Source organism: Christiangramia crocea, from assembly GCF_022410465.1.
Taxonomy (GTDB): domain Bacteria; phylum Bacteroidota; class Bacteroidia; order Flavobacteriales; family Flavobacteriaceae; genus Christiangramia; species Christiangramia crocea.
Window position 1 is genome coordinate 77,642 of record NZ_JAJSON010000030.1, and the last position, 25,721, is coordinate 103,362.

Below are 25,721 nucleotides of genomic sequence, written 5' to 3' on the forward strand. Positions count from 1 at the left end.
AGTATATAAAACTCAAAATCATTTGGCGGTTGGATTGTCTTTAACAGTTAGGCCTAATTCTTTTCCTTTTTCCAACATGAAATCACGCGCCGGTTCATATTGATTTGGAATGTCCCCCTCTAATATAGCTTCCTTTATCGCGTCTTTGATCTGGCCTACTTCACGGCTGGGGTTTATTCCAAAGGTCGCCATGATCTCTTCCCCACTTACAGGCGGCTGGAAGTTGCGTATATGATCGCGTTCCTCAACTTCCTGGATTTTCTCCCTTACCTTTTTGAAGTTATTGTGATACTTTTTGAAACGTTTAGGGTTCTTGGTAGTGATGTCGGCCTCGCACAATGTCATAAGATCTTCAATATTATCACCGGCATCGAACACCAGTCTTCTCACAGCAGAGTCGGTCACATTTTCATCGGCAATGGCTATAGGCCTGGAACTTAATAATACCATTTTCTGAACGAATTTCATCTTTTCATTCAGCGGTAATCTTAATCTTTTAAATAGTTTAAAGACCATTTTTGCTCCAACGAACTCGTGGCCATGGAAGGTCCATCCAATTTTTTTGTGGAACTTTTTTGTAGGCGCTTTTCCAATATCGTGTAGAAGTGCCGCCCATCTTAACCAAAGATCTTCTGTATTTTCTGAAATGTTATCCACGACTTCCAGGGTATGCCAGAAATTATCCTTGTGTTTCTGACCTTCCACTTCATCTATTCCCTGTAAGGCGGTAAGTTCAGGAAGGATTTTCTTTAATAAGCCGGTTTTAAATAGAAGGGCAAATCCCTTAGAAGGTTTTGGGCTAAGAATGATCTTGTTAAGTTCGTCTACAATACGCTCCTTTGAAATGATCTTTATTCTTTCGCGGTTCCTTTTGATGGCTTTGAGCGATTCAGCTTCAATGATAAAGTTGAGCTGGGTGGCAAACCTTATTGCGCGGTACATTCTAAGAGGATCATCAGAATAGGTGATATCTGGATCCAGCGGGGTTCGGATCATCTTGTTTTTCAGGTCATCATACCCATTAAAAGGATCCAGCAGATCTCCAAATCCATCTTTGTTCAACTTTAGAGCCAGAGCATTTATGGTGAAATCACGTCTATTCTGGTCGTCTTCCAGAGTTCCGTCTTCCACGATGGGTTTTCTACTGTCTTTGCGGTAGCTTTCTTTCCGTGCCCCCACAAATTCAATATCATGATCGCTGGCGCGTAACATCGCGGTTCCAAAATTCTTGAAAATCTGGACTTTGGGTTTATTTGGCAGCTTTTCAGAGACCTTTTTCGCAAGTGCAATTCCACTGCCCACAGCAACGATATCAATATCCTTGGGCTCGCCACGATCAAGGATATGATCACGAACAAATCCACCTATTACGTAGGCATCTACAGAAAGTTCTTCCGCAGCTTCTGAAATAATATTGAAAACAGGATGATGTAAAGCTTTACTGTAATTGTGGTGTTTCGGCATCTGTCTATTTGCGTATCACTTTCACCTGACCATCGTTACTCAATTTAATAATTGCCGACGGACTGGGTGATTTTTTTGAACGCTGCAAATTTACTACATAGTCCACACCTTTTAAAATTTGTGGGGTGATTTGATCAAAGGATTGCGGCGTAGGCTGGCTACTTATGTTTGCAGAGGTAGAAACCAGCGGTCTACGCATTTTTTTTATCAGCTCAGAGCAGAATTTATCCCTTACCACCCTAATGCCCAAAGTGTCGTCATCGCCTACCAGATTTTCTGCAATCCTTATTGGTTTATCGTAGATCACTGTAGTAGGCTTTTTAGCATATTTCAGAATGTCGTAGGCCATTTCGGGAACATCTTCAACATATTGCTCCAGCATCTTGAAATTTGAAACCAGGCAGATAAGCGCTTTAGATTCTTCTCTCTTCTTTAATTTATAGATTTTATCAACGGCATCGGCATTGGTTGCATCACAACCTATTCCCCATACAGTATCGGTAGGGTAGAGAATGATTCCTCCCTTTTTTATCACTTCCAGACAATTTCTTATTTCCTGATCAATTTTTTCCATAGAGCACTTTTTTATATTCACAGAGGGTCTTCTCGGCCATTATTCTGGTGGTGAAGTTTTCCTGAAGCAGTTTGTAAGATCTATCAGTAAACTTTTGCTGCAATTCTCTGTTCTGGGACAAAGCTATCAATTTATCTGCTAAACATTCCGCTTCATAAGGATTGCTTAACATACCGTTTTCAGAATCCTCAATAATTTCCGGAATACCTCCCACATTCGTACTTACCACAGGTACCTTATGGTAAAAGCTCTCATACAGAAACTGTGGCAGGCCTTCACTCTGCGAGGTTAGAAGGGAAATATTAAACTGCGGAATATAACTGGAGGCATCCGGGAGGAATCCCATTAAATCTACGGAGTTTTCCAGTTTGTATTTTTTGATCATGTCAGTATAGATCCGGGTTCGCTTTGTAAAACTCCCAATCTGGACAAAGTGAAATTGTTTTTGTCCTTTTTCATTAACCAGGTAGTCTATGAGCTTTACCCATGTCTTCAGGTTTTTGGCACGTATATGATTTGCAATAGTCCCGACAATGATCTTATCTGAGGGGATATTCAGTCTTTCCCTTAACTGAAAAGGGGTGAAGCTGGATTTGTTGACCGTGGTGCCATGATAGATGGTCACCAGTTTGGAAGCGTCCCCGATCCCATTAATCGTTATTTTTTTGGTTTCATCTGAAACACACAGAATTTTTTTAATGTTTTGATGATTGTATTTGTACAAGGTTCTCTTCCTGTTCTTGATAGGGAAAGATGTTTTTTTGCTGAAAATAAAAGGAGGAAGTTTTGCCAGTTTTGTTGCCATTACCGCAAGGGTAAGGGCAGTGGTGTCATGAATATGTATAAGGTCCACTCTTTCTTTTTTGCAGAGGTTTATGATCTTAAAAGTATAGCGGAGGTCGAATTTCATACTGAGCGGCGCATTAAACCTCCTGATTTTGGATTCCTCTAAAATTCGGGAGAAATCAGAGTTTGTTACCGTCAGTACCAGATTTTCAATGTTACTGATATTGTTAATTTCACTGCAAAGGTTAAGAATATGGTTTTCCCCACCTCCAAAGGTTCTCACAGCAGATAAATGCAAAACTTTCATATCAGCAAAATACTTAAGGTGATCACGAAGATAAGAAGAGCTAAAGTAATCCATTCATTAAAATAATATTACTGATTTCTTTTTCCGTTTAATGAAATCTTAATGATGATCAGATTTATTGTTAATTTTGGCCCGTTGCAACAGTTTTGACTGTTGGATATATTACTAATTAACAGTTATGACTGTAGCTCTTCTTATTTCCACATATAACTGGCCAGAGGCACTGGACCTCGTTCTAAAGAGCGTTCAGTATCAATCGGTTATGCCAGATGAAATCCTGGTGGCAGATGACGGTTCTTCCGGTACTACCCTTGAACTTATTGAAAAATATAAGGGTTCCGGGCTTCCAATCAGGCATTTCTGGCAGGAAGACCGGGGGTTCAGGAAATCTGCGATCCTGAATAAGGCTATAGCTGCCAGTACTTCAGATTATATTATTCAGGTTGACGGAGATTGTATACTTCACAGGAATTATGTTGAAGACCATAAGTTCAATGCGAGAAAAGGCAATTTTCTTTTTGGGAGCAGAGTTAATATTAAGGAAACGGCAATTGAACATGTATTACCTGAACAAAAAATAAATTTTAGTTTCTTTTCTTCCGAGGTATCCCGTAGAACCCGCAACATCCGTATTCCTTTTCTGAGTACCTTATATAAAGAGACCGGAGAATTAAGTAAGAAGGTGCGTGGATGTAATCTTTCTTACTGGCGCCGGGATTTTATAGCTATTAATGGGTATAACGAAAATATGACGGGTTGGGGAAAGGAAGATTCTGAAATGGTGGTTAGGCTCCTTAATTATGGTATAAAGGGCAGAAGGTTGCGATATGCAGGGATCGTTTATCATATCTGGCATATTGAAAAATCCAGGGAAAGGGAGCTGATAAATACCGGAATTCAGGCCGAAGCCATAGCCAATAAAATAACCCGCTGTGAAAAAGGAATTGATCAGTACCTCTCTATAAATCAGGAATGATTTAAAAAATCGAGTATTGCTTTTGCTGCCCTTTCTGAAGCTGTGCTGCCTTCTTCAGTATAGAAATTCTCTGCAGTCATCCTTTCCTGCACGGGCCTGTAACCTTCAAAGACGGAATTTATATTTTCCAAGGCCTGATCCAGTTCTTCCACTCCTGATATTACCTCACCGATTTTCCAGAATCTGAAGGATATATCGTCTGTATAATCAAAATTGTTTGGATTAAGAAAGATACAGGGTCTGGGCTCGATTATAAATTCAAAAACCTGGCTTGAAACATCACCCAGATAAATGTCAGCATATTTTGTGTAACTCATATTCACACTATCCACACTTCCGGGATCGATCAGGATATTATCGACCTTAAAAAATTTTGGCGGGATCTCACTTAGGTTGCGGTCCCCTTTTAATTCCTGAAAGAGGTTTAAATGAGGGGCAAAGATCAGGTTAAATTTATCCTGGTTATAGAAATACTCCAGCACTTTCAGACCTTCCTTATCCCAGGAAGTATATTCCGGATCAAAATGCGGATTATAAAATACCGTTGGCTTGTTATTCTTAAAAAATTCTTTTTTTTCATCTTTCTCTACCACATCAATTTTGGGATATCCAATGGTTATCGGCTTTGGTCCCAGAATTCCCATTTTTTCAAACTGATCATAGTTGAACTGTCCAACAAGTAACTGGGCATCAAAATCCAACAGATCTTTTTTATAGCTATAAGCTCTCCCCGGTGGGCCATGGCCAAATTTGATGAGTTTAGGGTAGAGTTCCTTTCGTGATTTTAAAAGGTAATGATGAAAATAATCGGTAAAGATCAGGGCATCGAAATTTTCAAGAAGATAATTCTTATGTTTTTTTATCCAGAATCCTTTTCTTGGCAGATCCCTTTTTTTCAGTTTGTCGGTAAACCTTCTAAAACGTTTGGTTTTTAAACGTTTTACTTTGAGGTTCGTACCGCCTAATTTCTCAATACTTTCGAAAAGGAGGTCATGACACCTGGGATGGGTTAAAATTTCAATATCTTCAGTCTTTGAGAGTTCAACTGCAACGCTTATAAAATGAAAAAGATGATGTATTTCATCCAGGTATAAAAAGCCAATTCTCTTTTTTTTAGCTTGCATAAGATCAATTTCTGTGGAGGTAAGAATACGAATTTAGCTTTAAAAGAAATAATATTTTTCTATGGCTTCTTTTCGTCATGAGGAATATTAATAATTCCTTTATAGTAAATTTGCAATATGAAAGCTACCTGGAATCAGGAATACGAGACCAAGAAACCAAAGATTTACGAATGTATTGAAAATTTTCAATCGGAAGGTGAGATCCTTTATGAGGGGAGAAATGTGATCAAAACCTTTGAGGTTGAGGGTGTGCAAATAAATATCAAATCATTCAGGGTACCTAATCTCGTCAATAAGATTGCTTACCGTTTCTTTAGAAAATCCAAGGCTGAAAGATCTTTTGTCTATGCAAGTATTTTAAAGGAAAAGGGGATTGGGACTCCTGATCCCATAGCTTATTTCGAAGAGACTTCAGGCTTGACATTTAAACGCAGCTTTTATGTGAGCCGCCAGGTAGATTATGATCTCACTTATCGCGAACTGGTCAGCGAACCGGATTTTCCTCAGCACGAAGATATACTTCGTGCCTTTACGAGGTTTACCTTTTCATTACATGAGAACGATGTTCTTTTTCTGGATCATTCTCCGGGAAATACTCTTATACAACTCAACAACGGAGATTACAGGTTCTACCTGGTAGACCTTAACCGGATGGTCTTTACGAAACTTACCGATACCGAGCGATTCCTGAATTTTTCCAGGCTTACTCCCAAAAGGGAAATGGTAGAGGTGATGGCTGATGAATATGCAAAACTAATAGGAAGGCCATCCTCTGAAGTATTCGCTAAAATGTGGTTTTTCACCGATAGATTTCAGAAAAAATACTGGAAGAAACAAAAACTCAAAAGTTTTCTAAAGCCTAAGAAGAATTAGGATCTCAAATGAGTTCTTAAGAATTCCGAAAGTGCCGGGATTATGAGCTCTGGTGTGAATTGCCTATACAGATCAGTGCTGTGCTTTTTTATTTCTGAAGGAGTCCTGTTCTCAAATCTCTCAGGCTTGAAATCCTTCAAGTGTAGAGAAACATTGTTAACTCCATCTTCAAAAGTAGCCCAGCCCTTTTTGTCTATCCAGGGAGAAAAAATGATGAATGATGGTTTTCCAAGAGCCTTGGCCATATTTATGGCTCCGCCGTCATTTCCTATGATCATATCGCATTCATTCATAATAGCAATGAATTCCCTTAGGTCATGCCCTAATACCTCAAAATAGATCTTTTTCCTGGTACTTTCTTCACACATAGAAAAAAGCAATTGTGCCTGTTGTTTTTGTGAAGGAATATAGTTGAAAAGAAGGTTCATTTCACCCTGGCTGGAGATATAATCTATAAGCCTTGCCATATATTCAAAAGGGTAGGTTTTGGAATCCATACTTCCAGTAATGCTAAGCATAATGTTAATCTTGGAACTGTCTATCTCATTTTTCCTGAACAGGTCCCGAGCAAAAGCTTTTTCCTCTTCTGTAACATGGATCTGTGGCCTGGTTTCCAGCTCAGTATTTAGCTTCAGAGGCCTCAGGAGGGCCAAACGGTGCTCGATGATCAGTCCCGGTTTTGAATCAGGGATATCCTCACGCCCAACCGTATCTGTATAAAGTATATCTGTGACCGGTTTTTTATAGGTGATTCTTTTTTTTGCACCTGAAAAAACACTTATGAGATAGCTTTCCATCTTTGCATAGGCATCAATCAGAATATCATATTTCTCTTTTCTTATATCTTTCAGAAGTTTATAAAAAGCCAGTTTGTTTTTGCGGTGCTTTTCCTTAAATAAGATCAGATGATCGAAATCTTCATTTCCCTGAAGTACCGGAGTGGTAGATTCATAAACCATATAATCTATCTGAGCCGTGGGATAAGCCTTGCGAAGATTTCTGCAAAGAATACTGCTAACCAGTACATCTCCTATCATTTTTTGTTGTATGATCAGTATTTTCAATGCTTCATAATTTTTGATAATTGACAGATCTTTTGCTCAGCCAGGTGTTTTTGCTCATTGCATTTCTGTAATAGGATAGAAGCTTCCTTAAAATAAGGAAATTCAGTTTGGCTTTTGAAGGTGCGAATAAAAGAAGTATGAGGAACAGAAAGATCTTTTCTGAGAGCACACCTATGATTAAAAGAAGGTGCAATACCGGTCGTTTGATCCCGGAAAAGTGATTGGAGATATAAACGTGTTTTGAAATGACCACTTCCGACTTTGTGATCGCCTTGGTCCTGTAATTGGTTCTCGAGGCTCCTCCATGCTTATGAAAAATTGTGGCCTCTGTTGTGACCGCAATTTTCCCTCCCATAGCAACCGCTTTTTTGCAGATATCCACATCTTCCAGGTACATCCAGTAATCTTCATTCCAGCCATCTATCTTTTCAAACCATTCTTTGGAGATAAACACAACTGCTCCCGTCACCCAATCCGGATAAAAAAGTTTTCCCTTTACTTCGAATTTCTTCCGAAGTGAGCTTTTATTGAAAAGCCGGTAAACTGCTCTGGTCAATCCAAAAAACCGGGAGAATGAGGGAAAGGAGTTCTTCTGGTTATAATACTTATCAGCTTCATTTATCTGTAAACAGGAAAGGACCGCTATTTTTGGGTTACTTTTATAAGATTTCAGTAATTCCGGAAGAACACCCGGTTCTATTCTGGTATCCGGATTGAGAAAAAGAAGGAAGCTTCCCCTGGCATGGGAAGCTCCTGTATTACATCCGTTGGCAAAACCGTTGTTGCCGGAGTTTTTTATGAAATTTACTTCCGGATATTCGTCTTTGAAATTTTCCAGCCTGCCATCGGCCGAGTCATTATCAACTACTATAACCTCAAAGGAATAGTCCGAAGAACTTGTTTTTCCAAAAGATTCAAGGCATTCCTTTAAAGAATCCCAGGATCTGTAGTTGACTATTATGACTGATATATCCAAAAGAGATTGAAAATCTATTTAAACAGCCACGTTATATTCGCGCAGGGCATCGTTTAATGAGGTCTTTTTGTTGGTACTTTCCTTGCGTTTCCCGATTATCAGGGCACATGGAACCTGAAATTCTCCTGCAGGGAATTTTTTGGTATAGCTGCCAGGGATAACCACAGATCTGGATGGAACGTATCCCTTGAATTCTTTAGGCTCGTCTCCCGTAACATCTATGATTTTTGTAGAACCGGTGAGCACTACATTTGCACCTAAAACGGCTTCCTTTTCTATTCTAATTCCTTCAACCACGATACTTCTTGATCCAAGAAAAGCATTATCTTCAATAATTACAGGTGCTGCCTGTAATGGTTCCAGTACTCCTCCAATTCCTACACCGCCACTTAAATGTACGTTCTTTCCAATTTGAGCGCAGCTACCTACCGTTGCCCAGGTGTCCACCATAGTTCCTTCGTCTACATAAGAACCAATATTTACATAACTCGGCATCATGATCACACCTGAAGAGATATAAGCACCGTGACGGGCTACAGCGTTGGGAACCACGCGAATTCCTTTTTCTTTATATCCTTTTTTTAGAGGGATCTTATCATGATATTCAAAAATTCCGGCTTCCAGGGTCTCCATTTTCTGAATAGGGAAATACAGCACTACTGCCTTTTTTACCCATTCGTTCACCTGCCAGCCATCTGAAGTAGGCTCTGCTACGCGCAGTTCTCCTTTGTCAAGAAGGTCGATCACTTGTCTGATGGCATCGGTGGTTTCTGAATCTTTTAATAATTCCCTGTTCTCCCAGGCATTTTCAATTTTAGCTTGTAATTGGTCCATTTTCAAATTTTTTTCAAATATAACAGCTATGAATCAATATTTATGGACAAACCAATATAAACCTTACCTTTGCCTAAATTTTTGAAAATGGCCAGGATTCTAGCACTGGATTACGGAACAAAACGCACGGGAATCGCAGTTACCGATGAGCTCAAGATGATCGCATCTGGACTTACCACTGTTGAAACTCCTAAGCTTTTAGATTTTTTGGAAGATTATTTCAGAAATGAAAAAGTGGAACGCGTTTTGGTCGGTGAACCTAAAAGAATGGATGATTCCCCCTCTCAGAGCGAAGTCCATATTCAGGAGTTCTTGAAGAAGTTTTCTGAAAAATTTCCTGAAATGCCATTAGAGCGTGTGGATGAGCGTTTTACCAGTAAAATGGCCGTTCAAAGCATGATAGACAGTGGACTTAAAAAGAAAAAAAGGAGGAATAAGGCTTTGGTTGATGAGATTAGTGCAACTATAATTCTGCAAACCTGGCTGTATGAATAATTAAAAAGCTGTAAGCCTAAAACTTTAAGCTGAAAACTTATTAAAAATGATTTTACCAATAGTAGCATACGGAGATCCGGTTTTAAAGAAGAAAGCGAAAGAGATAGATAAGGATTATCCAAAACTGGATGAATTGATAGACAATATGTGGGATACCATGTACAATGCCTATGGTGTTGGACTTGCAGCCCCTCAGGTAGGTTTATCTATCAGGTTGTTTCTTATAGATCCCGCTCCTTTTGCTGAAGATGAAGAACTGGAAGAAAAAGAGCAGGAAGAATTAAAAAATATGCGTAAGGTTTTCATCAATCCCCGGGTCATTGAGGAAGAAGGGGAAGAATGGGCATTTAGTGAAGGTTGCCTGAGCATTCCGGAAGTTCGTGAAGATGTTTTCAGACAACCCGAGATCACTATTGAATATTACGACGAGAAATTCGAAAAGCATACTGAAAAATATTCCGGACTTGTGGCAAGGGTAATTCAGCATGAATATGACCATATTGAAGGAATTCTTTTCACCGATAAACTTTCCAGTCTGAAAAAGAGGCTTATAAAAAGTAAACTTGCAAATATCTCCAAGGGCAAGATCAATGTAGATTACAAAATGCGCTTTCCTTTGGCGAAAAAAGCCCGTTAAGGGTTTTGATAATTGATTCAGGCAAATGATATTTGCCATCCTAAATAAAAAAATACTATGGGATTAGATAAAATTCTTGCTATTTCGGGAAAACCCGGTCTATATGAACTTACCGCACAAACCAGAGGCGGATTTATTGCTAAATCTTTGCTTGATGAAAAGAAGCTCGCGGTGAATATGCGTCACAATGTGAGTATTTTAAGTGAAATTGCCATATATACTTATACCGAAGAGATTCCATTGGGTGAGGTTTTTGAAAAGATCAAGGAAAAGGAAAATGGAGAAGAAACCATAAGTCATAAATCCTCTAAAAAGGAGTTGGAAGGCTTTTTCTCTGAGATATTGCCGGATTATGATGAAGACAGGGTTTATGCCAGTGATATAAAAAAGATCGTTCAGTGGTATAATATCTTAATTAAAAACGGGTTTACCGATTTTTCGAAAGAAGAAAAAGAGCAAACTAAAGACGGGGAAGAATAGAAATCTTAAGCATAGTAAAAACTATTAAGGATTAAAAAGTAATAGTATCGTCATCCTAAATGTCCTCTCGTACGAAATCGAGAGGCCAGGATCTTACCAAAGAAGGCTTGACGAAAAAATACTTTTTAGTCCTTTTTTTTGTACTATAATTTCAGCCCGAAGATAAAAGCTCCTTTCCTTGCTCCATTATATTCAGAAATAACATAATCAAGTCTTAGAAAGCGGTATTTGCCAAAACCAAGGTTGTCTATTCCGAAGGAATATTCAGAATATGGGGATCTCGCTTCAGTAGTAAGCCTGTGTGCACCAAGAATAAGATTAAAATTCAGTTTGTTGATCAAGGGTAATTTTCCCAGAATCCATCCCTGGAAGTCATGTTCTGCATGTAACTCGGCATAGTTCTGGTTAGTGCTGAAATTATAATATGGCATTAGGTTGAATTTGCCAACGTAGCTTCCAAAACCTATCCTGGTTTGATTCGCGTCAAAATGCCTGTAGTCTGCCAGGCTTATTTTTTCGGCATTCGAGAAGATTCCTCCATTCGCAAGATATCTGAACTCCCCTTTATTTCCGAGTTTTAATGTCTGATTAATTTCAGCTTTTAACTGGTTATAATTGTATTTTTCATCACTACCTCCAAAGCCTTTTTCAAGGCCTAATCTCAGGTTCGGGTATTTGGAGTCATACATCCTGTAGCGACCGGTTGGATAGCTCATATATTTTTGACCGAAAGTGATATTGGCAATAAGATTGAGTTTTGCCAGGGAATGTTCCTCAAAAGGAAGACTACCAAAATTTGCTGGTTCTAACGGATTGTTTGAAGTATAGGTTCTTTCATCCCAGTCGATGAAAACATGTTCGTTATTATTTATCAACGGCTGCCGGTTTTCCCAGCTCAGTTCGCCCAATAAACGCAGGCCGTTAAGAATCTCCTGTCCATAAGCTATAGAGGCATAGTTCTTTTCATATAGCTTCAGGTAATTACGTTCAAAGAAAATAGTGGTGATATCATTAAGAATAGTTGAAATTGGCTTCCGGTTATTGATCTGTTCTATAATGGAGCCTCCCTCAATTTTAAGAAAAGGTCTCGAAAAATTGTTGAATTTTTTCTCAAAGCCTCCACTAAGCCTGAAACGATCCTCACTAAAACCATGGTTAAGATTGGTATAGATTTTCCAGTAATTTTCCTGATCTTCACCGGTTCTTTGGGTATAATCTACATCCAGATCAATATTCCAGCCTTGTACGGTATTAAAGGCCACTCCAGAAACCGGAGCACTTAAGCTGAAACTTCGGTCTTTCCAGGAATTCGTATAGGTGTAACCGAACATAATATCGGTAAGCCCGAATTTGTTGTTTACAGCATCTACCGAATCCTGGTATTTTTTGGTGTCTCTTACTGCCTGAATACTATCTTTCCTTACATAGTCGCTTATTTCTTCGGTGGTGAGAGGCACAGGTCTTACTTCTTCCCAGTATAATGAATCTTTCTTATTGGCTTCACTGGCAAAACTTAAGATCTCCGGTCCAAAAGTATTTCTGTCAAATTCGGGTGAGAAATCATAGTTGCTGTAAACAGCGGTAAACCTTCCGTCACCACCAAAGCCAAAAATCTTAAAACTGAAATCTACACTCTGGGATATTTGTATATAGAGCTTATTCTGTTCAGAATATTTATAATTCTGCCTGAAGATAAGTTCCTCGATTGGGGGAACCTGTACCGCCTGCCCGGTGGTTGTGAGATCAACTCCATAGATCTGCCACAGGTCCTCAACGATATAGATATTACCTGAAAATACGCGATCTTTCTTCCTTTTCGGGACGACCAGTATCTTGTTGATCATATTTCCATTGTCATCGAAGAAAGTTCCTTCAAGTTCGTAACGATAGTAGTTAAAGGCATATTCGGCAATCGGGGAAATGATCTCGCTGTTGATCTCCAGTGTATTTTCATAAAAAGAGAAGTAAGCCTCCTGCGCCGAATTCAAACTAAAACCATTATCATCTCCACTTACCTTAGAGGCAATGATCTTTTCCTTAAAATCGTCTGGCTTCTGATAAGCTATTTTCGAGATGGTTTCGCTTAAATAGACAATCCCGCTACGGGTGGAATCCAGTCCTCCGCCAAGATCGCCCACGTCCTGACCGAGTATTTTTTCCGGAGCGTTTTTGATTCTCCACAAACCCCGGGAATAGAAATCGGCTGTAAAGGACTCAAGTTTGTTAGAATTGTTCTTTCGTAATTCTATTGCCTTCCTGATGATGCGGTTTGCGGGATTTTCTCCGCTATTTACACTTACTTCATCAAGTGTAGTACTTTCCGGGCTTAGGTTTATGTCAACTTTTAGGGGAGTGCCCTTGAATTCAATATTTTTCTTCCGGGTTTTGTAGCCCAGGAACTGAAATGTGATAGTGTAGTTTCCCTGTTCTTTTATTTTCAGTTCATAGAGGCCTTCTTCGTTGGTCGTTGTTCCCGTAGACCCATTTTCAGTATAGATATTCACATAGGGCAGGGGTGTGCCATTCTCATCTTTCACCAGACCTGTTATTTGTGAGCTCAGCTGTGAAACCACAAAAAACAGCATCAGGCTAAATAGCTTTTTTAGCATTCAGATACGGTTTTTAGAATGAATGAGAAGATAAAATAAATTATCGGTATTCTTTCTGAATCCGGTCCAGGCGACGTTTGCTTTCACGGTCTTTGATGGTTTCCCTTTTGTCATAAAGCTTTTTCCCCTTGGCAAGGGCTATCTGCAGCTTTGCCAGTCCGCGGTCATTGATGAATAACCTAAGCGGAATTATTGTTAATCCGGAATTCGTTACTTCTTTTTCCAGCTTTCTCAACTCTCTTTTCTGAAGCAAAAGTTTGCGCTCACTTTTCGGATTGTGGTTAAAATGGGTGGCATGAGAATATTCTTCAACGTGCATGTTTATCACAAAAAGCTCATGGTTATTGAATTCACAAAAACTTTCAGCGATACTCGCTTTTCCTTCCCGTATGGCCTTGATCTCGGTGCCGGCCAGTTTAATCCCGGCGACATACTTGTCCAGAAATTCATAATTGAATTTTGCCTTACGGTTCTTAATGTTGATAGAATTCTTCATATAGCACAAAAATACAAGCTTTAAGCTAATTTCATACTAAAGCGATTTTAAAATTCCTTCTGTGGTATTACTGAGTAAATATTTATATTTGTGCCCCATTTAAATAACCTCTTATGAAATATGTTCGGTTAATATTTATTGTCTTTCTATTTGCGTCCTGCGTTAATGAAAGTGAAGATCTAACTGCCAATGAAATTGTGGATAAGGCTATTGAGAATGCAGGAGGTGAGCGCTATAAAAGTGCTGAAATAGATTTCGTTTTCAGGAAAAGGAAATATAGTAGCAAACGGGAAGGAGGAAGATTTCAGCTGGAAAGGATCATGACAGATTCTTCGGGAAATAAGATCCATGACGTTCTGGATAATGAAGGCCTGGAGAGGTACGTGAATGATTCTGCCGTTCAACTGGCCGATACTTTAAAGACTCAAATTAGTAATTCGGTAAATTCCGTTCATTATTTTGTTCATCTTCCATTCGGCCTTAATGCTCCGGCCGCTAATAAGAAATTAATAGGAAAGGATAGCATCGATGGCAGGGAATATTACGAGGTGAAAGTAACTTTTTCTCAAAACGGAGGAGGAACCGATCATGAAGACGAATATCTTTACTGGATAGATACCCAAACCTATAAAGTAGATTACCTGGCTTATAATTTTGAGACCAACGATGGAGGAATACGTTTCAGAAAGGCATATAATCCCAGGATCATTAAGGGAATAAGATTTGTGGATTACCAGAACTACAAATATGACGACCTTTCCACTCCGTTGTCTCAACTGGATAGTTTATATGAGGCCCGGGAGCTGGAACTGCTTTCGTTAATAGAGACGGAGAATGTAGAGGTGGATTCAAACTCCTAGCATTCCGGTTCAATCAGTTTATATAAAGAACCTGACAGGAAGCTGAACCATCTGGCTGTACTTGTACGATGAATAAAGCTCCATTTTCCTTGTCGTCAATATCGTGGTATTTCTTTTGGCCAAGTATTGCGTTTGCCAAATGAGGTGTGGTATTACTATGACCAACTACCAGAACGGTATTACCAGCAGTAGCTTTTTTAAAATTATCGCTATATAGATTCCTTGGGTCGTAGTTCAGAATTTCAAGTTCATTTTGTTCTGCTATGGGTTGAGCCGTTTGTGTGGTTCTTTTAAAGTTGGTACTATATATCGCATCGAAGTCTACCTCTTTTAGGACTTCTGCCCATTTTCGAGCTCTTTCCCGACCTGCAGTATTCAGTTCCGGGTCGCGGTTCCCTACTTCGGTCCTGTCCTTTTCTGCGTGCCTGATAAGATAATAGGTAGTGACTTTATTTTCCTGGTGCTCTTCTTTCATTTTATCTGAAGGATTGCCAATGCTTAAAATTAACGAAGTTAAAAGGATTAGGATATTTGCCATTATCTTTATTTTTCCAGGTTTGACGTGCTTTTAATCAGTCTGTTACAAATCCTTTACTTTTTATATCTATTTCAAGTAAAATAAACTGATTGAGTTGCTCGCCAAAACTGTTGAAATTGTTGTCTGAAACGAGGATAAGAGATTGTTTCCCATTGGAAAGTTCAGGTCCGAAGCACATTCCTTCAATATTATCTATAATCCCGTCTGTAAGTTGATCCTTTACGGTTTTAAAGTTAAATACGAGCTTTTTTTCAGCTTTTTGGTAATCCTCATTTTTTAGGCTTTTTAGTCCTAAAGTATTACTGGCATTGCTGGCATCAACATCGAATATTTTTATTGTATTTCCATGAGATCCATAACCAGCAGAATAAGCTCTTTCCAGTATTAGGAATTTGTTTTCGGCATATTCCAGAATTTCGGTAAGGCCGTTTACAGCGAAATAATTTATAGGGAGTTTGGAAATCCCATCTAACTTGTAAGCAAATTGTTTTACAGCATCACCTGTGTGTGCGTTGAATTTGGTGATTCTAACATGGGATCTGGTAGGATAAAGTTTTGGTTTTGCCCCGTCTTCTTCAAGAGGAAGTTCCATTGCAACCCAGTATCCCTGCTGGTCCACGCTTTCGGTTAAGCCTTCGAAGACACCATTATTCCGGGGCTTTTGCTTACCTGAAGCCTTAAAATATTCAGGAATGCTGAAGGAATTTATAATATTCCCATCCGCACTAAGCCGAAAAACACCTGGATCCCTTTTATCATCTATCAATCCCTCGCTGGTTACCATTATCTCATTTCTTACAGTATCATACCTTATGGCTTCGAGGTCAAGCACATTATTTAAAAATTCTGATGTTTTATGGATCCTTAGAAGCTCTTTTATAAATATAGTATCTATCGAATTTCCCTGAATCTCGATTTCCGCCTCATAGATCCTGGGCTTTGAAGCTTGATCACTTACCAGGTAATATTTGCCATTTTTGAAATCTATACCCGAAAGCCCGCCTACCTGTGTATTTTTAAACTGGAGGTTTTTATCCAGAACATATTCATCCAGGAAAGAGATCTCTATATTCTCATTTTCTATTTTTCTGGTAACCGCACAACTGGTTAAAATGAAAATAAGGCCCAGAACGAGTGGCTTCTTCATGGATTTGGTTTAGATAGCCAAAAATAACAAATGTTTAAGATAAATATGTGAATTCATTGGGACAGCAAAAAATGTGTAATAAATACCTTTAAATTATTAACACCTAAAACCAATATATTATGAATGAGGATCAGTTAGAAGGAAAATGGAAGCAGATAAGAGGAGAGTTTAAACAAAAGTATGGAAGACTCACCGATGACGATGTTACTTTTTCAGAAGGCAAGTTTGATGAAATGCTTGGCCGAATGCAAGAGAAGACCGGTAGATCCAAAGAAGAATTGAAGAAAGAAATAGATAGATGGTGATGATTGATGAATTAAGAATGAAAAAGGCGGTAGAATTTCTACCGCCTTTTTTGTGCCCTATTATTCTTTTTGATCGTTTTCGGCCATTTGTTCCTGGTTCCTGAAAACCAGCTGCTCGTCAAACTCATCAAGGAGAATAATGCTATCTGTACTTATCCTGCCTGCAAGTATTTCTTTTGAAAGTTTATTAAGTACTTCCCTTTGAACAACCCTTTTTACCGGTCTTGCACCATACTGCGGGTCAAAGCCTTTGGCAGCAAGGTATTTGATGGCTTCCTCGGTTGCATCCAGTACGATATTTTGTTTGGCCAGCATTTTCTTCACTCCTTTTAACTGAAGGCCTACGATCTGTTTGATATCTTTTTGTGTAAGCGGACTGAACATTACGATGTCATCTATCCTGTTAAGGAACTCAGGTCTTACACTTTGTTTTAGCAATCCAAGTACTTCTGTTTTTGCTGTTTCCATCGCAGTATCAAGATCCTGGATGTTTTCAAATTTCTCCTGGATTATATGGCTCCCCATATTGGAGGTCATAATGATGATCGTATTCTTGAAATCGGCAAGGCGGCCTTTATTATCTGTTAGCCTACCTTCATCGAGTACCTGTAATAGTATGTTGAAGGTATCGGGATGAGCTTTTTCTATCTCATCAAGCAAGACAACGGAATAAGGTTTTCTTCTAACAGCCTCGGTCAGTTGTCCTCCTTCATCATATCCTATATATCCAGGAGGTGCACCTACAAGTCGGCTTACAGAATGTCTTTCCTGGTACTCACTCATATCGATTCGGGTCATAGCCGATTCATCATCGAACAGATATTCGGCCAGGGCCTTAGCCAATTCGGTCTTACCAACTCCGGTTGTACCCAGGAAGAGGAATGAGCCCACAGGCCTGTTCTGGTCCTGCAGTCCGGCCCGGCTTCTTCGAATGGCATCACTTACGGCAACTATGGCTTCATCCTGACCAACTACACGCTTGTGAAGATCATCTTCCAGCTTTAATAACTTTTCCCGCTCACTTTGCAGCATTTTGGTTACAGGAATTCCTGTCCATTTAGCAACAACCTCGGCAATATCTTCATTGGTCACTTCTTCCTGGATCAGGGATTTTTCGTTCTGGTTCTCTGCTACTTTTTCCTGCAGTCGCTCCAGTTTTTCCTGCGCTTCCTTAATTTTTCCATAGCGAATCTCAGCTACCTTTCCATAATCGCCTTCGCGTTCCGCTTTTTCAGCTTCCAGCTTAAAATTCTCAATATCCGATTTCAGGTTCTGGATGTTATCCACCATCTCTTTCTCACTCATCCATCTGGCATTAAGATCGTTGCGTTCTTCCTTGAGATTGGCCAGATCTGATCTGAGCGATTTCAGCTTGGCCTCATCCTTTTCCCGTTTAATGGCTTCGATCTCAATCTCCAGCTGCATGATCTTTCTATCAAGAACATCCAGTTCTTCAGGTTTGGAGTTGATCTCCATTCTCAGTTTAGAAGCTGCTTCGTCCATAAGGTCAATGGCCTTATCCGGAAGAAAACGGTTGGTGATATATCGCTGGGATAATTCCACAGCGGCGATAATCGCCTCATCTTTGATCCTGACTTTATGGTGGGTCTCATATTTTTCCTTGATCCCCCGTAGGATGGAAATCGCACTTTCAGTATCTGGTTCTTCAACCGTCACCTTCTGGAACCTACGTTCAAGGGCTTTGTCCTTTTCAAAATATTTCTGGTATTCATCCAGAGTAGTGGCTCCAATAGCTCTTAATTCCCCGCGGGCAAGAGCAGGTTTTAGAATATTTGCCGCATCCATGGCTCCCTGGCCGCCACCTGCGCCCACAAGGGTGTGGATCTCATCAATAAACAGGACAATATTTCCATCGCTGGAAGTAACCTCCTTAATAACTGATTTTAATCTTTCTTCAAACTCACCTTTATATTTTGCTCCGGCGATCAGGGCACCCATGTCCAGAGAATAAATACGTTTATCTTTAAGATTGTCAGGAATATCCCCATCAACTATACGGTGAGCAAGACCTTCGGCTATTGCGGTCTTACCGGTACCCGGTTCTCCCACAAGCATAGGGTTGTTCTTGGTTCTTCGGGAAAGGATCTGAAGTATTCTTCTAATCTCTTCATCCCGGCCAATCACGGGATCCAGCTTTCCTTCTTCAGCCAGCTGGTTAAGGTTTCTCGCGTATTTATCCAGAGAATTATAGGTGTCTTCCGCACTCTGGGAAGTTACCCGGTCTCCCTGGCGTAACTCATTGATAGCAGCTTTCAGGCCTTTTTCAGTCGCGCCCTGATCTTTTAGTATTTGTGCAACTTTACTGGAAGACTTGAATATTGCCAGAATAAGGTGTTCAATAGAAACATATTCATCGTTCATTTTCTTTGCCAGAGAAGAAGCTTCATTAACCGTTTTTCCGGCTTCCCTGGAAAGTATAATATCTCCCCCGCTGACTTTAGGAAAGCTTTCGAGGCTTTTATCCAGTATCTGGGTGAACAGGTTTACATTGATATTCAGTTTTTTCAGCAAAAACGGAGTCACATTTTCATCCACCATAGTGATGGCCTTAAAAATATGCTCATTTTCGATCTGCTGGTGGCCCATTTCCTGAGCAAGCTGCTGTGCCTGCTGAATGGCCTCCTGTGATTTTATCGTAAAATTATTAAAGTTCATCTTTTTCGTTTTTTAGATTCATATGTCAATACATGTACCATTAAAAATAAACGTCAAAATGACATGTATTACGGATATTTAAAAGACAAAACGGCAGTCTTATTGGATGATTTTAAAAATTTATTGCTTATTTTCTCTATTAAATTTACTTAGAATTACTTTTGCGGAAAAGCATGTTATGGGAATATTGAATAAATTATTTACATCAGATAAAAAGGACTCCAAAACCGAAAAGCCGAAAACACCCTGGATCAATCTGAATGCGATGGAACAGTTGGATAAGATCGAAGAGATTTCTGAAGATAAAACAGTTGCCATCTTAAAACATTCTACCAGGTGTGGAGTAAGCCGTATGGTATTGAGAATGTTTGAATCTGATTATGACCTGGAAGAGAACGAGCCAGTAGAACTGTATTTTCTGGACCTGATAAGCTACCGCGAAATTTCTAACGAGATCGCAGATAGATTTAAGGTGAGACATGAAAGTCCGCAACTTATAGTCTTAAAGAACAGGGAAGTGGTTCATCATGCTTCACATCAGGGTATTTCGGCCGGAAAGCTGAAGGAAATGGTGTGATTTATATACTTTTTAAGGACTGCTGTTAAACTCTATTAAGAAATTGAAATTCCTGCTGGCTCTTTATAAATTTAAATATTAATTATAAAAGCAGGAATTATGAAGTTGAGCGATAAAGAAAAGGAAAGATTAAAAAAGGATATTCAGCATCCAGATCCTGACAGGCAGAAGAGGGAATTCATGGATAGCGAGCAGAAACATAAGAATGATCCGGAAGCTCTGAAAAAGGAGAAGCCCATTAAAGGGCTCGAGCCAAGAGAAGAAACAGGTAAAAAGAAAAAAGACAGATAAAAAAAAGCCCCATGCAGACTGCATGGGGCTTTTTCGTTTATATTATTACTTCTTTTTTGGTTGATAGACCGGAAGAAGTTTTGTTCTTACTTCTCCAAAACCTATACGGGAACCTCCATTTTCGCAATAACCCCGCATGATTACGGTGTCATTATCTTCAATAAATTTTCGTTCCTCTCCATTCTTAAGTTTCACCGGTTTTTCACCTCTCCAGGAAAGCTCCAGCATACTTCCGTAGGAATCCGGAGTTGATCCTGAAATAGTTCCTGAAGCCATCATATCTCCTGAGTTCACCGGGCATCCATTGATGGTGTGGTGAGCCAGTTGCTGACTCATATTCCAGTACATATACTTGAAATTTGACCTTGTAACAGTGGTCTCTTCTGCGCCTTCCGGTTGGATGGCTACCTCAAGTTTAATATCAAAGCTCTTCTTTCCGCTATATTTAAGATAGGGAAGTAGTTCCTTTTCAGGTTTCGGGCTTTCGGTTCTGAAAGGTTCCAGAGCATCCATAGTTACGATCCAGGGAGAGATCGAAGATGCAAAATTCTTTGCCAGGAATGGGCCTAGCGGGACATATTCCCATTTTTGGATATCCCGTGCACTCCAGTCGTTGAAAACTACCATCCCGAAAATATAATCTTCAGCCTCATCTACCGGGATAGGTTCTCCCAGATGATTGGCATCGGTGGTGATAAAGGCCATTTCAAGCTCAAAATCCACCAGTTTGGAAGGTCCGAAGACTGGTTCATCAGCTCCGGCAGGCATGGTTTGTCCCTGTGGTCTGTGTACCGGAATCCCGCTTGGGATAATGGAAGAACTTCTTCCGTGATACCCCACAGGAATATGCAGCCAGTTTGGAAGCAGGGCGTTATCAGGATCCCTGAACATGGTCCCTACATTTGTTGCGTGTTCTTTTGATGAATAGAAATCGGTATAATCTCCAACCTGCACGGGCATTTGCATCTCAATTTCATCAAGCGTGAAAAGTACCGTGTTTCGGTGGTCCTGGTTGTCTTTTAATTTGGTGTTATTGGCATCAAAGATATCAGCAATGCGGTTTCTCACCAGTCGCCAGGTCTTCTTGCCATCAGATATGAAATCGTTTAAAGTGTCCTGTAAGAATATATCGTCAGTTAATGGGATCCCTTCAAAATAACCCAGTTGGTGTAAGGCTCCGAGGTCTATCGCATAATCTCCTATTCTTGTTCCAATAGTGATAACATCGTCACGTGTAAGGAACACTCCGAAAGGGATATTCTGAATAGGAAAATCGGTATCGCCAGGGATATCCAGCCAGGTTTTTCTTTTTGGATCGTTAGCGCTAATTGACATAAAAAATGTTGGTTTTTTGTTAAAATCTAGTTGATTCAAATATATTATTTTCCTGTAATTAACCGAATGTATTTGTTACTTTTACCGAATATTTAACGTAAACATTTGTGATGCAACGAGACACCCAACTATTTGATTTAATAGCAAAAGAAAAAGAGCGACAGTTAAACGGTTTGGAACTTATTGCAAGTGAAAATTTTGTGAGCGAGGCAGTGCTGGAAGCAGCAGGATCTGTGCTGACAAATAAATATGCTGAAGGATACCCCGGAAAGAGATACTATGGAGGATGTGAGGTGGTAGACCAGGTTGAGCAGCTTGCGATAGATCGCCTAAAGGAACTGTTTAATGCTGAATATGCCAACGTGCAACCTCACTCAGGTTCGCAGGCAAATACGGCGGTTTACCATACCTGCATGAAGCCGGGCGATAAATTCCTTGGATTTGATCTGGCACACGGCGGGCATTTAACCCATGGTTCTCCCGTAAACTTTTCCGGTAGATTATATCAACCGGTTTTTTATGGAGTGGATAAGGAAACAGGTCGTATCGATTATGATAAAGTAGCCGAAATTGCAGAAAAGGAGAAACCTAAAATGATCATTGCAGGAGCTTCTGCCTATTCAAGGGAATTTGACTATAAACGTTTCAGAGAGATTGCCGATAGTGTAGGCGCTATCCTGTTTGCTGATATTGCGCACCCCGCTGGACTTATCGCTAAAGGATTGATAAGCGATCCGGTACCTCACTGTCATATTGTGACTTCTACCACTCATAAGACTCTGAGAGGACCAAGAGGTGGTATCATTATTATGGGGAAAGATTTTGATAACCCATTTGGTGAAAAACTTAAGAATGGCAAGTTGAAGAAAATGTCGGCTATGCTTAATTCAGGTATCTTCCCCGGCAACCAGGGCGGACCATTGGAGCATATAATTGCAGCCAAGGCTGTAGCATTTGGAGAAGCACTTACAGACGAGTTCTTACATTATATGGTAAGAGTTAAGAAGAATGCTGAAAAAATGGCTCAGGCTTTTGTTGAAAAAGGTTATGGCGTTATTTCCGGTGGAACCGATAATCATATGATGCTTATAGATCTTAGGAATAAGGACGTAAGCGGGAAAGAAGCTGAAGAAGCCTTAGGGAAAGCTGATATCACTGTAAATAAGAATATGGTTCCTTTCGATGACAAATCACCTTTTGTTACTTCAGGTATAAGGATAGGAACGCCGGCGGTTACAACCCGTGGTCTTCAGGAAGAGGATATGGCTAAGATTGTGGAGCTGATAGATCGCGTGATCACAAATATCGGTAACGAATCTGAACTGAAAGCTGTAAAGAAAGAGGTGAATTCCATGATGCACGGACTTCCGCTGTTCAAGGCTTAATTAAAGAAGTTTTTGATATTTAAAAAGGCCATTCGTACGAATGGCCTTTTTTTTATACTGAACTCTAGTCATCTACCTGCAGGGCAGTGCCTTCAAAATGGTTCTTCATTTCATCTTCATTTAATCGAAGGAATCTTGCTGCATTGTTATACAGGATATCCCTTTTTTGTACTTCCGTGAGGAAATCAGCATTTTCTATCGCATCAATCCCTCGTTTTATGGCATCCGGCCATACCATCTGGTCTGAACCGAACATGATTCGTTTGGCAAAGCCTGCTTCTACAATTCGTTGCAGATATCTGTAGAATTCCTTTCTGGGAATTGCATAGTTTATAACCCCAATTCCAACATATACTTGTGGATGACTATAAAGCAAGGCAATCATATCATCAATCATTGGCCAGCCGGCATGCATAATATAAACACGCAGGTCAGGGTGCTTAATAAGAAGATCTTCAATAAGCAGTGGACTGTCCAGTTGAGCCCTGTAATTTTTAAAGGGAGGCAGGTAAGAAGCTCCCGGAGGTCCAGGTCCCATGTGGATTCCCATGGGTATGTCAAGTTCCTCAGCGATGGATGCGTAAGGTTCAAATATGGAATCTCCAGGGGAGATCCCATTATACTGTATAACAACCTCTCCCAAAACCCTGTATTTGCCCGAGGCTAATTCTCTTTTTATGTTTTCCGGAGTTACGCCCTCTTTTATTTCAAAGAAAAGGGAAGGAATGGTTCTTTTGTTTTCCCTGTTTAAATACTGGTCAAGAAAAGGTCCGCTTGTTACCCCATACACATTATTCTCTTCCATTCTCTCGAGGGTCTGTTTTAAGAGTTCTTCATTTGTTTCCGGACTCCATATAGCATTCTCACAGTTAGGTTGCTTGGCAAGCCCAACAAATGTTTCTCCCCATGGTTTTGACTGGTCCCAGACTGGCATTTCGGTAGGTGGTGCGCAGATAGCAACCGGAGGAGGTCCATTCATATCAACCGGGATGGCATGTAAATGCATATCTATTACCGGTAAGGGTTGCTCCTGGGGATAAATGCCTATCGAGAATAATAGGCTCATTAAAAGAGGGATATATTTCTTCATAGAAAATATTTTTATGAAGTAAGTTCAGATTGGTAAATAAGATATTTAGCTTACTGCTAATTTATAAAATTTATCTCACTGATAATTAGATATATACATATTAAGGAGCCGTATGCTAAAAAAAGCTTACGATAGTGGTTATTGTAGAAATACCCTTTTTAATTCTTCTGAAATTTTCGAAGGTTTTTTCGTGGAAGCATCAAGAAGGCACCAGCTGGTCTTTGCTTCTGCCAGTAATTTGTCTGTGTCTGAATTTTTGATCAATACATGTCTTATGGACGTAACATGAGTGGCTTTACCAACATAAGTCTGTAAGGAGATATTATCACCTAAAAATGCTTCTTTTTTGTAGTTTATCTCATGTCTCACAACTACCCAGATATACTTTTTAAGCTGTTCCTGAGTAGCTCTTTTTTTCCAGTGCTCTTCTGCCACATCCTGAACCCACTGGACATACTGTACATTGTTCACATGATCTTGCTTGTCGAGATGTTGCTTCTGTACAATGAGCTTTTTTTCGTAGATATAAGGATTTAGTGCCATTATTTTTTGATGATTTTCACCTCAAAAATTTGATCCCAGTTCTTACCAGTTACATATAATTTATCGGTTTCCGGGTCGTAAGCAATTCCATTAAGTACATCCAGTTTATCATGCTGAGTGACTTTATCCCGCAGACCACTGAAATTGATAAGGCCTTCTATTGCTCCATTTTCAGGATTGATGATAGCAACCCCGTCTTTTTGATAAGTGTTCGCGTATATTTTTCCATTTACCCATTCCAGTTCATTTAGTCTTGTAGAGATAGATTTATGGTGAGTAGGCTGAATATAGGTTTTTTCAGCAAGGGTTTCAGGGTCCAGAATCCAGATCTTTTCGGTGCCGTCGCTTTTGAAAATTTTCTCTCCGTTATTGCAGAGCCCCCAGCCTTCTTTACTTTGATTGTAAGCAAAACTGCCGGTCTTTTCAAAACTTTCCAGGTCATAGATAAAACCTTCATCTTCCTGCCAGGTAAGCTGGTAGATATTCCCATTTAAAATAGTAAGTCCTTCAGCAAAATACTGATCATCAAGTTCTATTTCTTTAAGTACTTCACCAGATTCAAGGTCTAATTTTCTCAGCTTTGATTTTCCGTACTGGCCTGCGCTTTCATAAAGAATACCATCATGGAACTCCAGACCCTGAGTGTAGGAAGTCATATCATGCGGATATGAATTTACAATCTCATAAGTGTAGACCACGGGAGCCTTATTATTGAGAATTTTGATTGTTTTTGTGAGTGTATCGCTGTTTTCCTCGCTGTAAACTATGGCTTTCAAAGTCTGGTTTCCTAACAGTACATCTTTTAGTTGAAGCTGGAGTTCGGTTTCATTCCGTGAACTTTTTAAATGCCGGTCACCAAAAAAGTAGGATATGGAATCTATGGTTCTGTTTTTACTGTTTACTATAGTTGCCTGCAGGTCATCGTTTATTGTAAATTCAGACTTGTTATTAGGGATCTGAATGGAAAAATCAGATTTTTTTTTGCCATTATTACTTCCACAGGAGAAAATCAAAAAGCTTAAAATAAAGATTAACAGTAAGTTAAATTTGTTCATTGTTAAACAGGCTTAAATACAGGGCTAAATTAACCAATTCACATTAAAAAAAGCTTGCCAAAAGATACAAAGATTGTATATTTGCACCGGCAAGTCCCACACAACCAGCTCCTGCTGAATCCCCCAGGGCGGGAACGCAGCAAGGGTAGGCGGTCGTAGCGGTGTGATGTGGGTCACTTGCCATTTTTTGTTTCTACAAAGTCCTAAATTTATTGCATATTTGT

The 25,721-nt window shown here is 39.7% G+C and carries 26 protein-coding genes and 1 other RNA gene; 11 read left to right on the top strand and 16 right to left on the bottom strand.

Annotated elements, in window-relative coordinates; all coding sequences use genetic code 11:
* Positions 1-18: 18 nt before the first annotated feature.
* Genes LU635_RS16480 through LU635_RS16490 form a run of 3 tightly spaced genes read right to left on the bottom strand, consistent with a single transcriptional unit; the run spans position 19 to position 3,131 of the window.
* Positions 19-1,464 (bottom strand): CCA tRNA nucleotidyltransferase, encoded by a 1,446-nt coding sequence (locus LU635_RS16480; RefSeq protein ID WP_240100660.1) that lies wholly within the window; start codon positions 1,462-1,464, stop codon positions 19-21.
* A gap of 4 nt (positions 1,465-1,468) precedes the next feature.
* On the bottom strand, positions 1,469-2,038 hold the full coding sequence (locus LU635_RS16485; RefSeq protein ID WP_240100661.1) for an L-threonylcarbamoyladenylate synthase: 570 nt from the start codon (positions 2,036-2,038) through the stop codon (positions 1,469-1,471).
* Complete coding sequence (locus tag LU635_RS16490) at positions 2,025-3,131, bottom strand: glycosyltransferase (protein ID WP_240100663.1); 1,107 nt, start codon at positions 3,129-3,131, stop codon at positions 2,025-2,027. Before LU635_RS16490 ends, LU635_RS16485 begins: the two co-directional genes overlap by 14 nt.
* Before the next feature lie 178 nt (positions 3,132-3,309).
* Here LU635_RS16490 and LU635_RS16495 point away from each other — a divergent pair, with 178 nt between their 5' ends.
* A complete protein-coding gene (locus LU635_RS16495) occupies positions 3,310-4,107 on the top strand; it encodes a glycosyltransferase family 2 protein (RefSeq protein ID WP_240100665.1) in 798 nt (265 codons plus the stop codon).
* Here the strand turns inward: LU635_RS16495 and LU635_RS16500 are convergent.
* Positions 4,098-5,231: a CDP-glycerol glycerophosphotransferase family protein gene (locus LU635_RS16500; RefSeq protein WP_240100667.1), complete on the bottom strand. Its 1,134-nt coding sequence runs from the start codon at positions 5,229-5,231 to the stop codon at positions 4,098-4,100. The two genes, LU635_RS16495 and LU635_RS16500, sit on opposite strands and share 10 nt — an antisense overlap.
* A gap of 117 nt (positions 5,232-5,348) precedes the next feature.
* On the opposite strand from LU635_RS16500, the gene LU635_RS16505 reads away from it, so the two are divergent.
* A complete protein-coding gene (locus LU635_RS16505) occupies positions 5,349-6,104 on the top strand; it encodes a lipopolysaccharide kinase InaA family protein (protein WP_240100668.1) in 756 nt (251 codons plus the stop codon).
* Here the strand turns inward: LU635_RS16505 and LU635_RS16510 are convergent.
* Genes LU635_RS16510 through LU635_RS16520 form a run of 3 tightly spaced genes read right to left on the bottom strand, consistent with a single transcriptional unit; the run spans position 6,101 to position 8,978 of the window.
* Positions 6,101-7,168 (bottom strand): glycosyltransferase family 9 protein, encoded by a 1,068-nt coding sequence (locus LU635_RS16510; RefSeq protein WP_240100670.1) that lies wholly within the window; start codon positions 7,166-7,168, stop codon positions 6,101-6,103. The two genes, LU635_RS16505 and LU635_RS16510, sit on opposite strands and share 4 nt — an antisense overlap.
* 4 nt (positions 7,169-7,172) lie before the next feature.
* The gene (locus tag LU635_RS16515; protein ID WP_240100671.1) at positions 7,173-8,144 is read right to left on the bottom strand and encodes a glycosyltransferase family 2 protein; all 972 of its coding nucleotides are present in this window, start codon (positions 8,142-8,144) and stop codon (positions 7,173-7,175) included.
* Between the two features lie 18 nt (positions 8,145-8,162).
* Positions 8,163-8,978: a 2,3,4,5-tetrahydropyridine-2,6-dicarboxylate N-succinyltransferase gene (locus LU635_RS16520; protein ID WP_240100673.1), complete on the bottom strand. Its 816-nt coding sequence runs from the start codon at positions 8,976-8,978 to the stop codon at positions 8,163-8,165.
* A gap of 87 nt (positions 8,979-9,065) precedes the next feature.
* Here LU635_RS16520 and ruvX point away from each other — a divergent pair, with 87 nt between their 5' ends.
* The 3 genes from ruvX to LU635_RS16535 are packed head-to-tail and all read left to right on the top strand — an operon-like array spanning position 9,066 to position 10,590.
* The gene (gene ruvX / locus LU635_RS16525) at positions 9,066-9,473 is read left to right on the top strand and encodes a Holliday junction resolvase RuvX (protein WP_240100674.1); all 408 of its coding nucleotides are present in this window, start codon (positions 9,066-9,068) and stop codon (positions 9,471-9,473) included.
* Between the two features lie 46 nt (positions 9,474-9,519).
* Positions 9,520-10,110 (top strand): peptide deformylase, encoded by a 591-nt coding sequence (def, locus tag LU635_RS16530; protein ID WP_240100676.1) that lies wholly within the window; start codon positions 9,520-9,522, stop codon positions 10,108-10,110.
* 57 nt (positions 10,111-10,167) lie between these two features.
* On the top strand, positions 10,168-10,590 hold the full coding sequence (locus LU635_RS16535) for a DUF5606 family protein (RefSeq protein WP_240100678.1): 423 nt from the start codon (positions 10,168-10,170) through the stop codon (positions 10,588-10,590).
* Positions 10,591-10,733: 143 nt separating this feature from the next.
* Here LU635_RS16535 and LU635_RS16540 read toward each other — a convergent pair whose 3' ends face one another.
* Together LU635_RS16540 and smpB are read right to left on the bottom strand one after the other, a co-directional pair.
* Complete coding sequence (locus tag LU635_RS16540) at positions 10,734-13,199, bottom strand: DUF5686 and carboxypeptidase regulatory-like domain-containing protein (RefSeq protein WP_240100679.1); 2,466 nt, start codon at positions 13,197-13,199, stop codon at positions 10,734-10,736.
* 40 nt (positions 13,200-13,239) lie between these two features.
* A complete protein-coding gene (smpB, locus tag LU635_RS16545; RefSeq protein WP_240100681.1) occupies positions 13,240-13,695 on the bottom strand; it encodes an SsrA-binding protein SmpB in 456 nt (151 codons plus the stop codon).
* A gap of 113 nt (positions 13,696-13,808) precedes the next feature.
* Between smpB and LU635_RS16550 the strand changes: the two genes are divergently transcribed.
* Complete coding sequence (locus tag LU635_RS16550) at positions 13,809-14,555, top strand: DUF6503 family protein (protein WP_240100683.1); 747 nt, start codon at positions 13,809-13,811, stop codon at positions 14,553-14,555.
* Between the two features lie 13 nt (positions 14,556-14,568).
* On the opposite strand, the gene LU635_RS16555 is transcribed toward LU635_RS16550, so the two are convergent.
* Together LU635_RS16555 and LU635_RS16560 are read right to left on the bottom strand one after the other, a co-directional pair.
* Positions 14,569-15,093 (bottom strand): SixA phosphatase family protein, encoded by a 525-nt coding sequence (locus LU635_RS16555; RefSeq protein WP_240100685.1) that lies wholly within the window; start codon positions 15,091-15,093, stop codon positions 14,569-14,571.
* 34 nt (positions 15,094-15,127) lie between these two features.
* The gene (locus tag LU635_RS16560; RefSeq protein WP_240100686.1) at positions 15,128-16,240 is read right to left on the bottom strand and encodes an esterase-like activity of phytase family protein; all 1,113 of its coding nucleotides are present in this window, start codon (positions 16,238-16,240) and stop codon (positions 15,128-15,130) included.
* Positions 16,241-16,359: 119 nt separating this feature from the next.
* Between LU635_RS16560 and LU635_RS16565 the strand changes: the two genes are divergently transcribed.
* Entirely contained in the window at positions 16,360-16,545 is a 186-nt protein-coding gene (locus tag LU635_RS16565) for a CsbD family protein (protein ID WP_240100688.1), read from the top strand.
* A 60-nt stretch (positions 16,546-16,605) separates the two neighbouring features.
* Here the strand turns inward: LU635_RS16565 and clpB are convergent, their stop codons facing one another.
* The gene (clpB, locus tag LU635_RS16570; protein ID WP_240100690.1) at positions 16,606-19,221 is read right to left on the bottom strand and encodes an ATP-dependent chaperone ClpB; all 2,616 of its coding nucleotides are present in this window, start codon (positions 19,219-19,221) and stop codon (positions 16,606-16,608) included.
* 178 nt (positions 19,222-19,399) lie between these two features.
* Between clpB and ytxJ the strand changes: the two genes are divergently transcribed.
* Both ytxJ and LU635_RS16580 read left to right on the top strand, forming a co-directional pair.
* Positions 19,400-19,798 carry a bacillithiol system redox-active protein YtxJ gene (gene ytxJ, locus LU635_RS16575; RefSeq protein WP_240100692.1) on the top strand — a complete coding sequence of 133 codons (399 nt, stop codon included), beginning with the start codon at positions 19,400-19,402 and terminating at the stop codon, positions 19,796-19,798.
* A 99-nt stretch (positions 19,799-19,897) separates the two neighbouring features.
* Entirely contained in the window at positions 19,898-20,089 is a 192-nt protein-coding gene (locus tag LU635_RS16580; protein WP_240100693.1) for a hypothetical protein, read from the top strand.
* 45 nt (positions 20,090-20,134) lie between these two features.
* Here the strand turns inward: LU635_RS16580 and fahA are convergent, their stop codons facing one another.
* The gene (fahA, locus tag LU635_RS16585) at positions 20,135-21,424 is read right to left on the bottom strand and encodes a fumarylacetoacetase (RefSeq protein WP_240100695.1); all 1,290 of its coding nucleotides are present in this window, start codon (positions 21,422-21,424) and stop codon (positions 20,135-20,137) included.
* Positions 21,425-21,534: 110 nt separating this feature from the next.
* On the opposite strand from fahA, the gene glyA reads away from it, so the two are divergent.
* Positions 21,535-22,809 carry a serine hydroxymethyltransferase gene (glyA, locus tag LU635_RS16590; protein ID WP_240100697.1) on the top strand — a complete coding sequence of 425 codons (1,275 nt, stop codon included), beginning with the start codon at positions 21,535-21,537 and terminating at the stop codon, positions 22,807-22,809.
* Positions 22,810-22,873: 64 nt separating this feature from the next.
* On the opposite strand, the gene LU635_RS16595 is transcribed toward glyA, so the two are convergent.
* From LU635_RS16595 to LU635_RS16605, 3 genes are all read right to left on the bottom strand, one after another.
* Positions 22,874-23,899 carry an amidohydrolase family protein gene (locus tag LU635_RS16595; protein WP_240100699.1) on the bottom strand — a complete coding sequence of 342 codons (1,026 nt, stop codon included), beginning with the start codon at positions 23,897-23,899 and terminating at the stop codon, positions 22,874-22,876.
* Between the two features lie 138 nt (positions 23,900-24,037).
* Positions 24,038-24,442, bottom strand: a complete 405-nt coding sequence (locus LU635_RS16600; protein WP_240100701.1) for an acyl-CoA thioesterase — start codon at positions 24,440-24,442, stop codon at positions 24,038-24,040.
* Positions 24,442-25,497 (bottom strand): glutaminyl-peptide cyclotransferase, encoded by a 1,056-nt coding sequence (locus LU635_RS16605; protein WP_240100702.1) that lies wholly within the window; start codon positions 25,495-25,497, stop codon positions 24,442-24,444. The genes LU635_RS16600 and LU635_RS16605 overlap by 1 nt, the downstream gene beginning before the upstream one ends.
* 87 nt (positions 25,498-25,584) lie before the next feature.
* Here LU635_RS16605 and ffs point away from each other — a divergent pair.
* Positions 25,585-25,683: signal recognition particle sRNA small type (ffs, locus tag LU635_RS16610), an RNA gene on the top strand.
* Positions 25,684-25,721 lie beyond the last annotated feature (38 nt).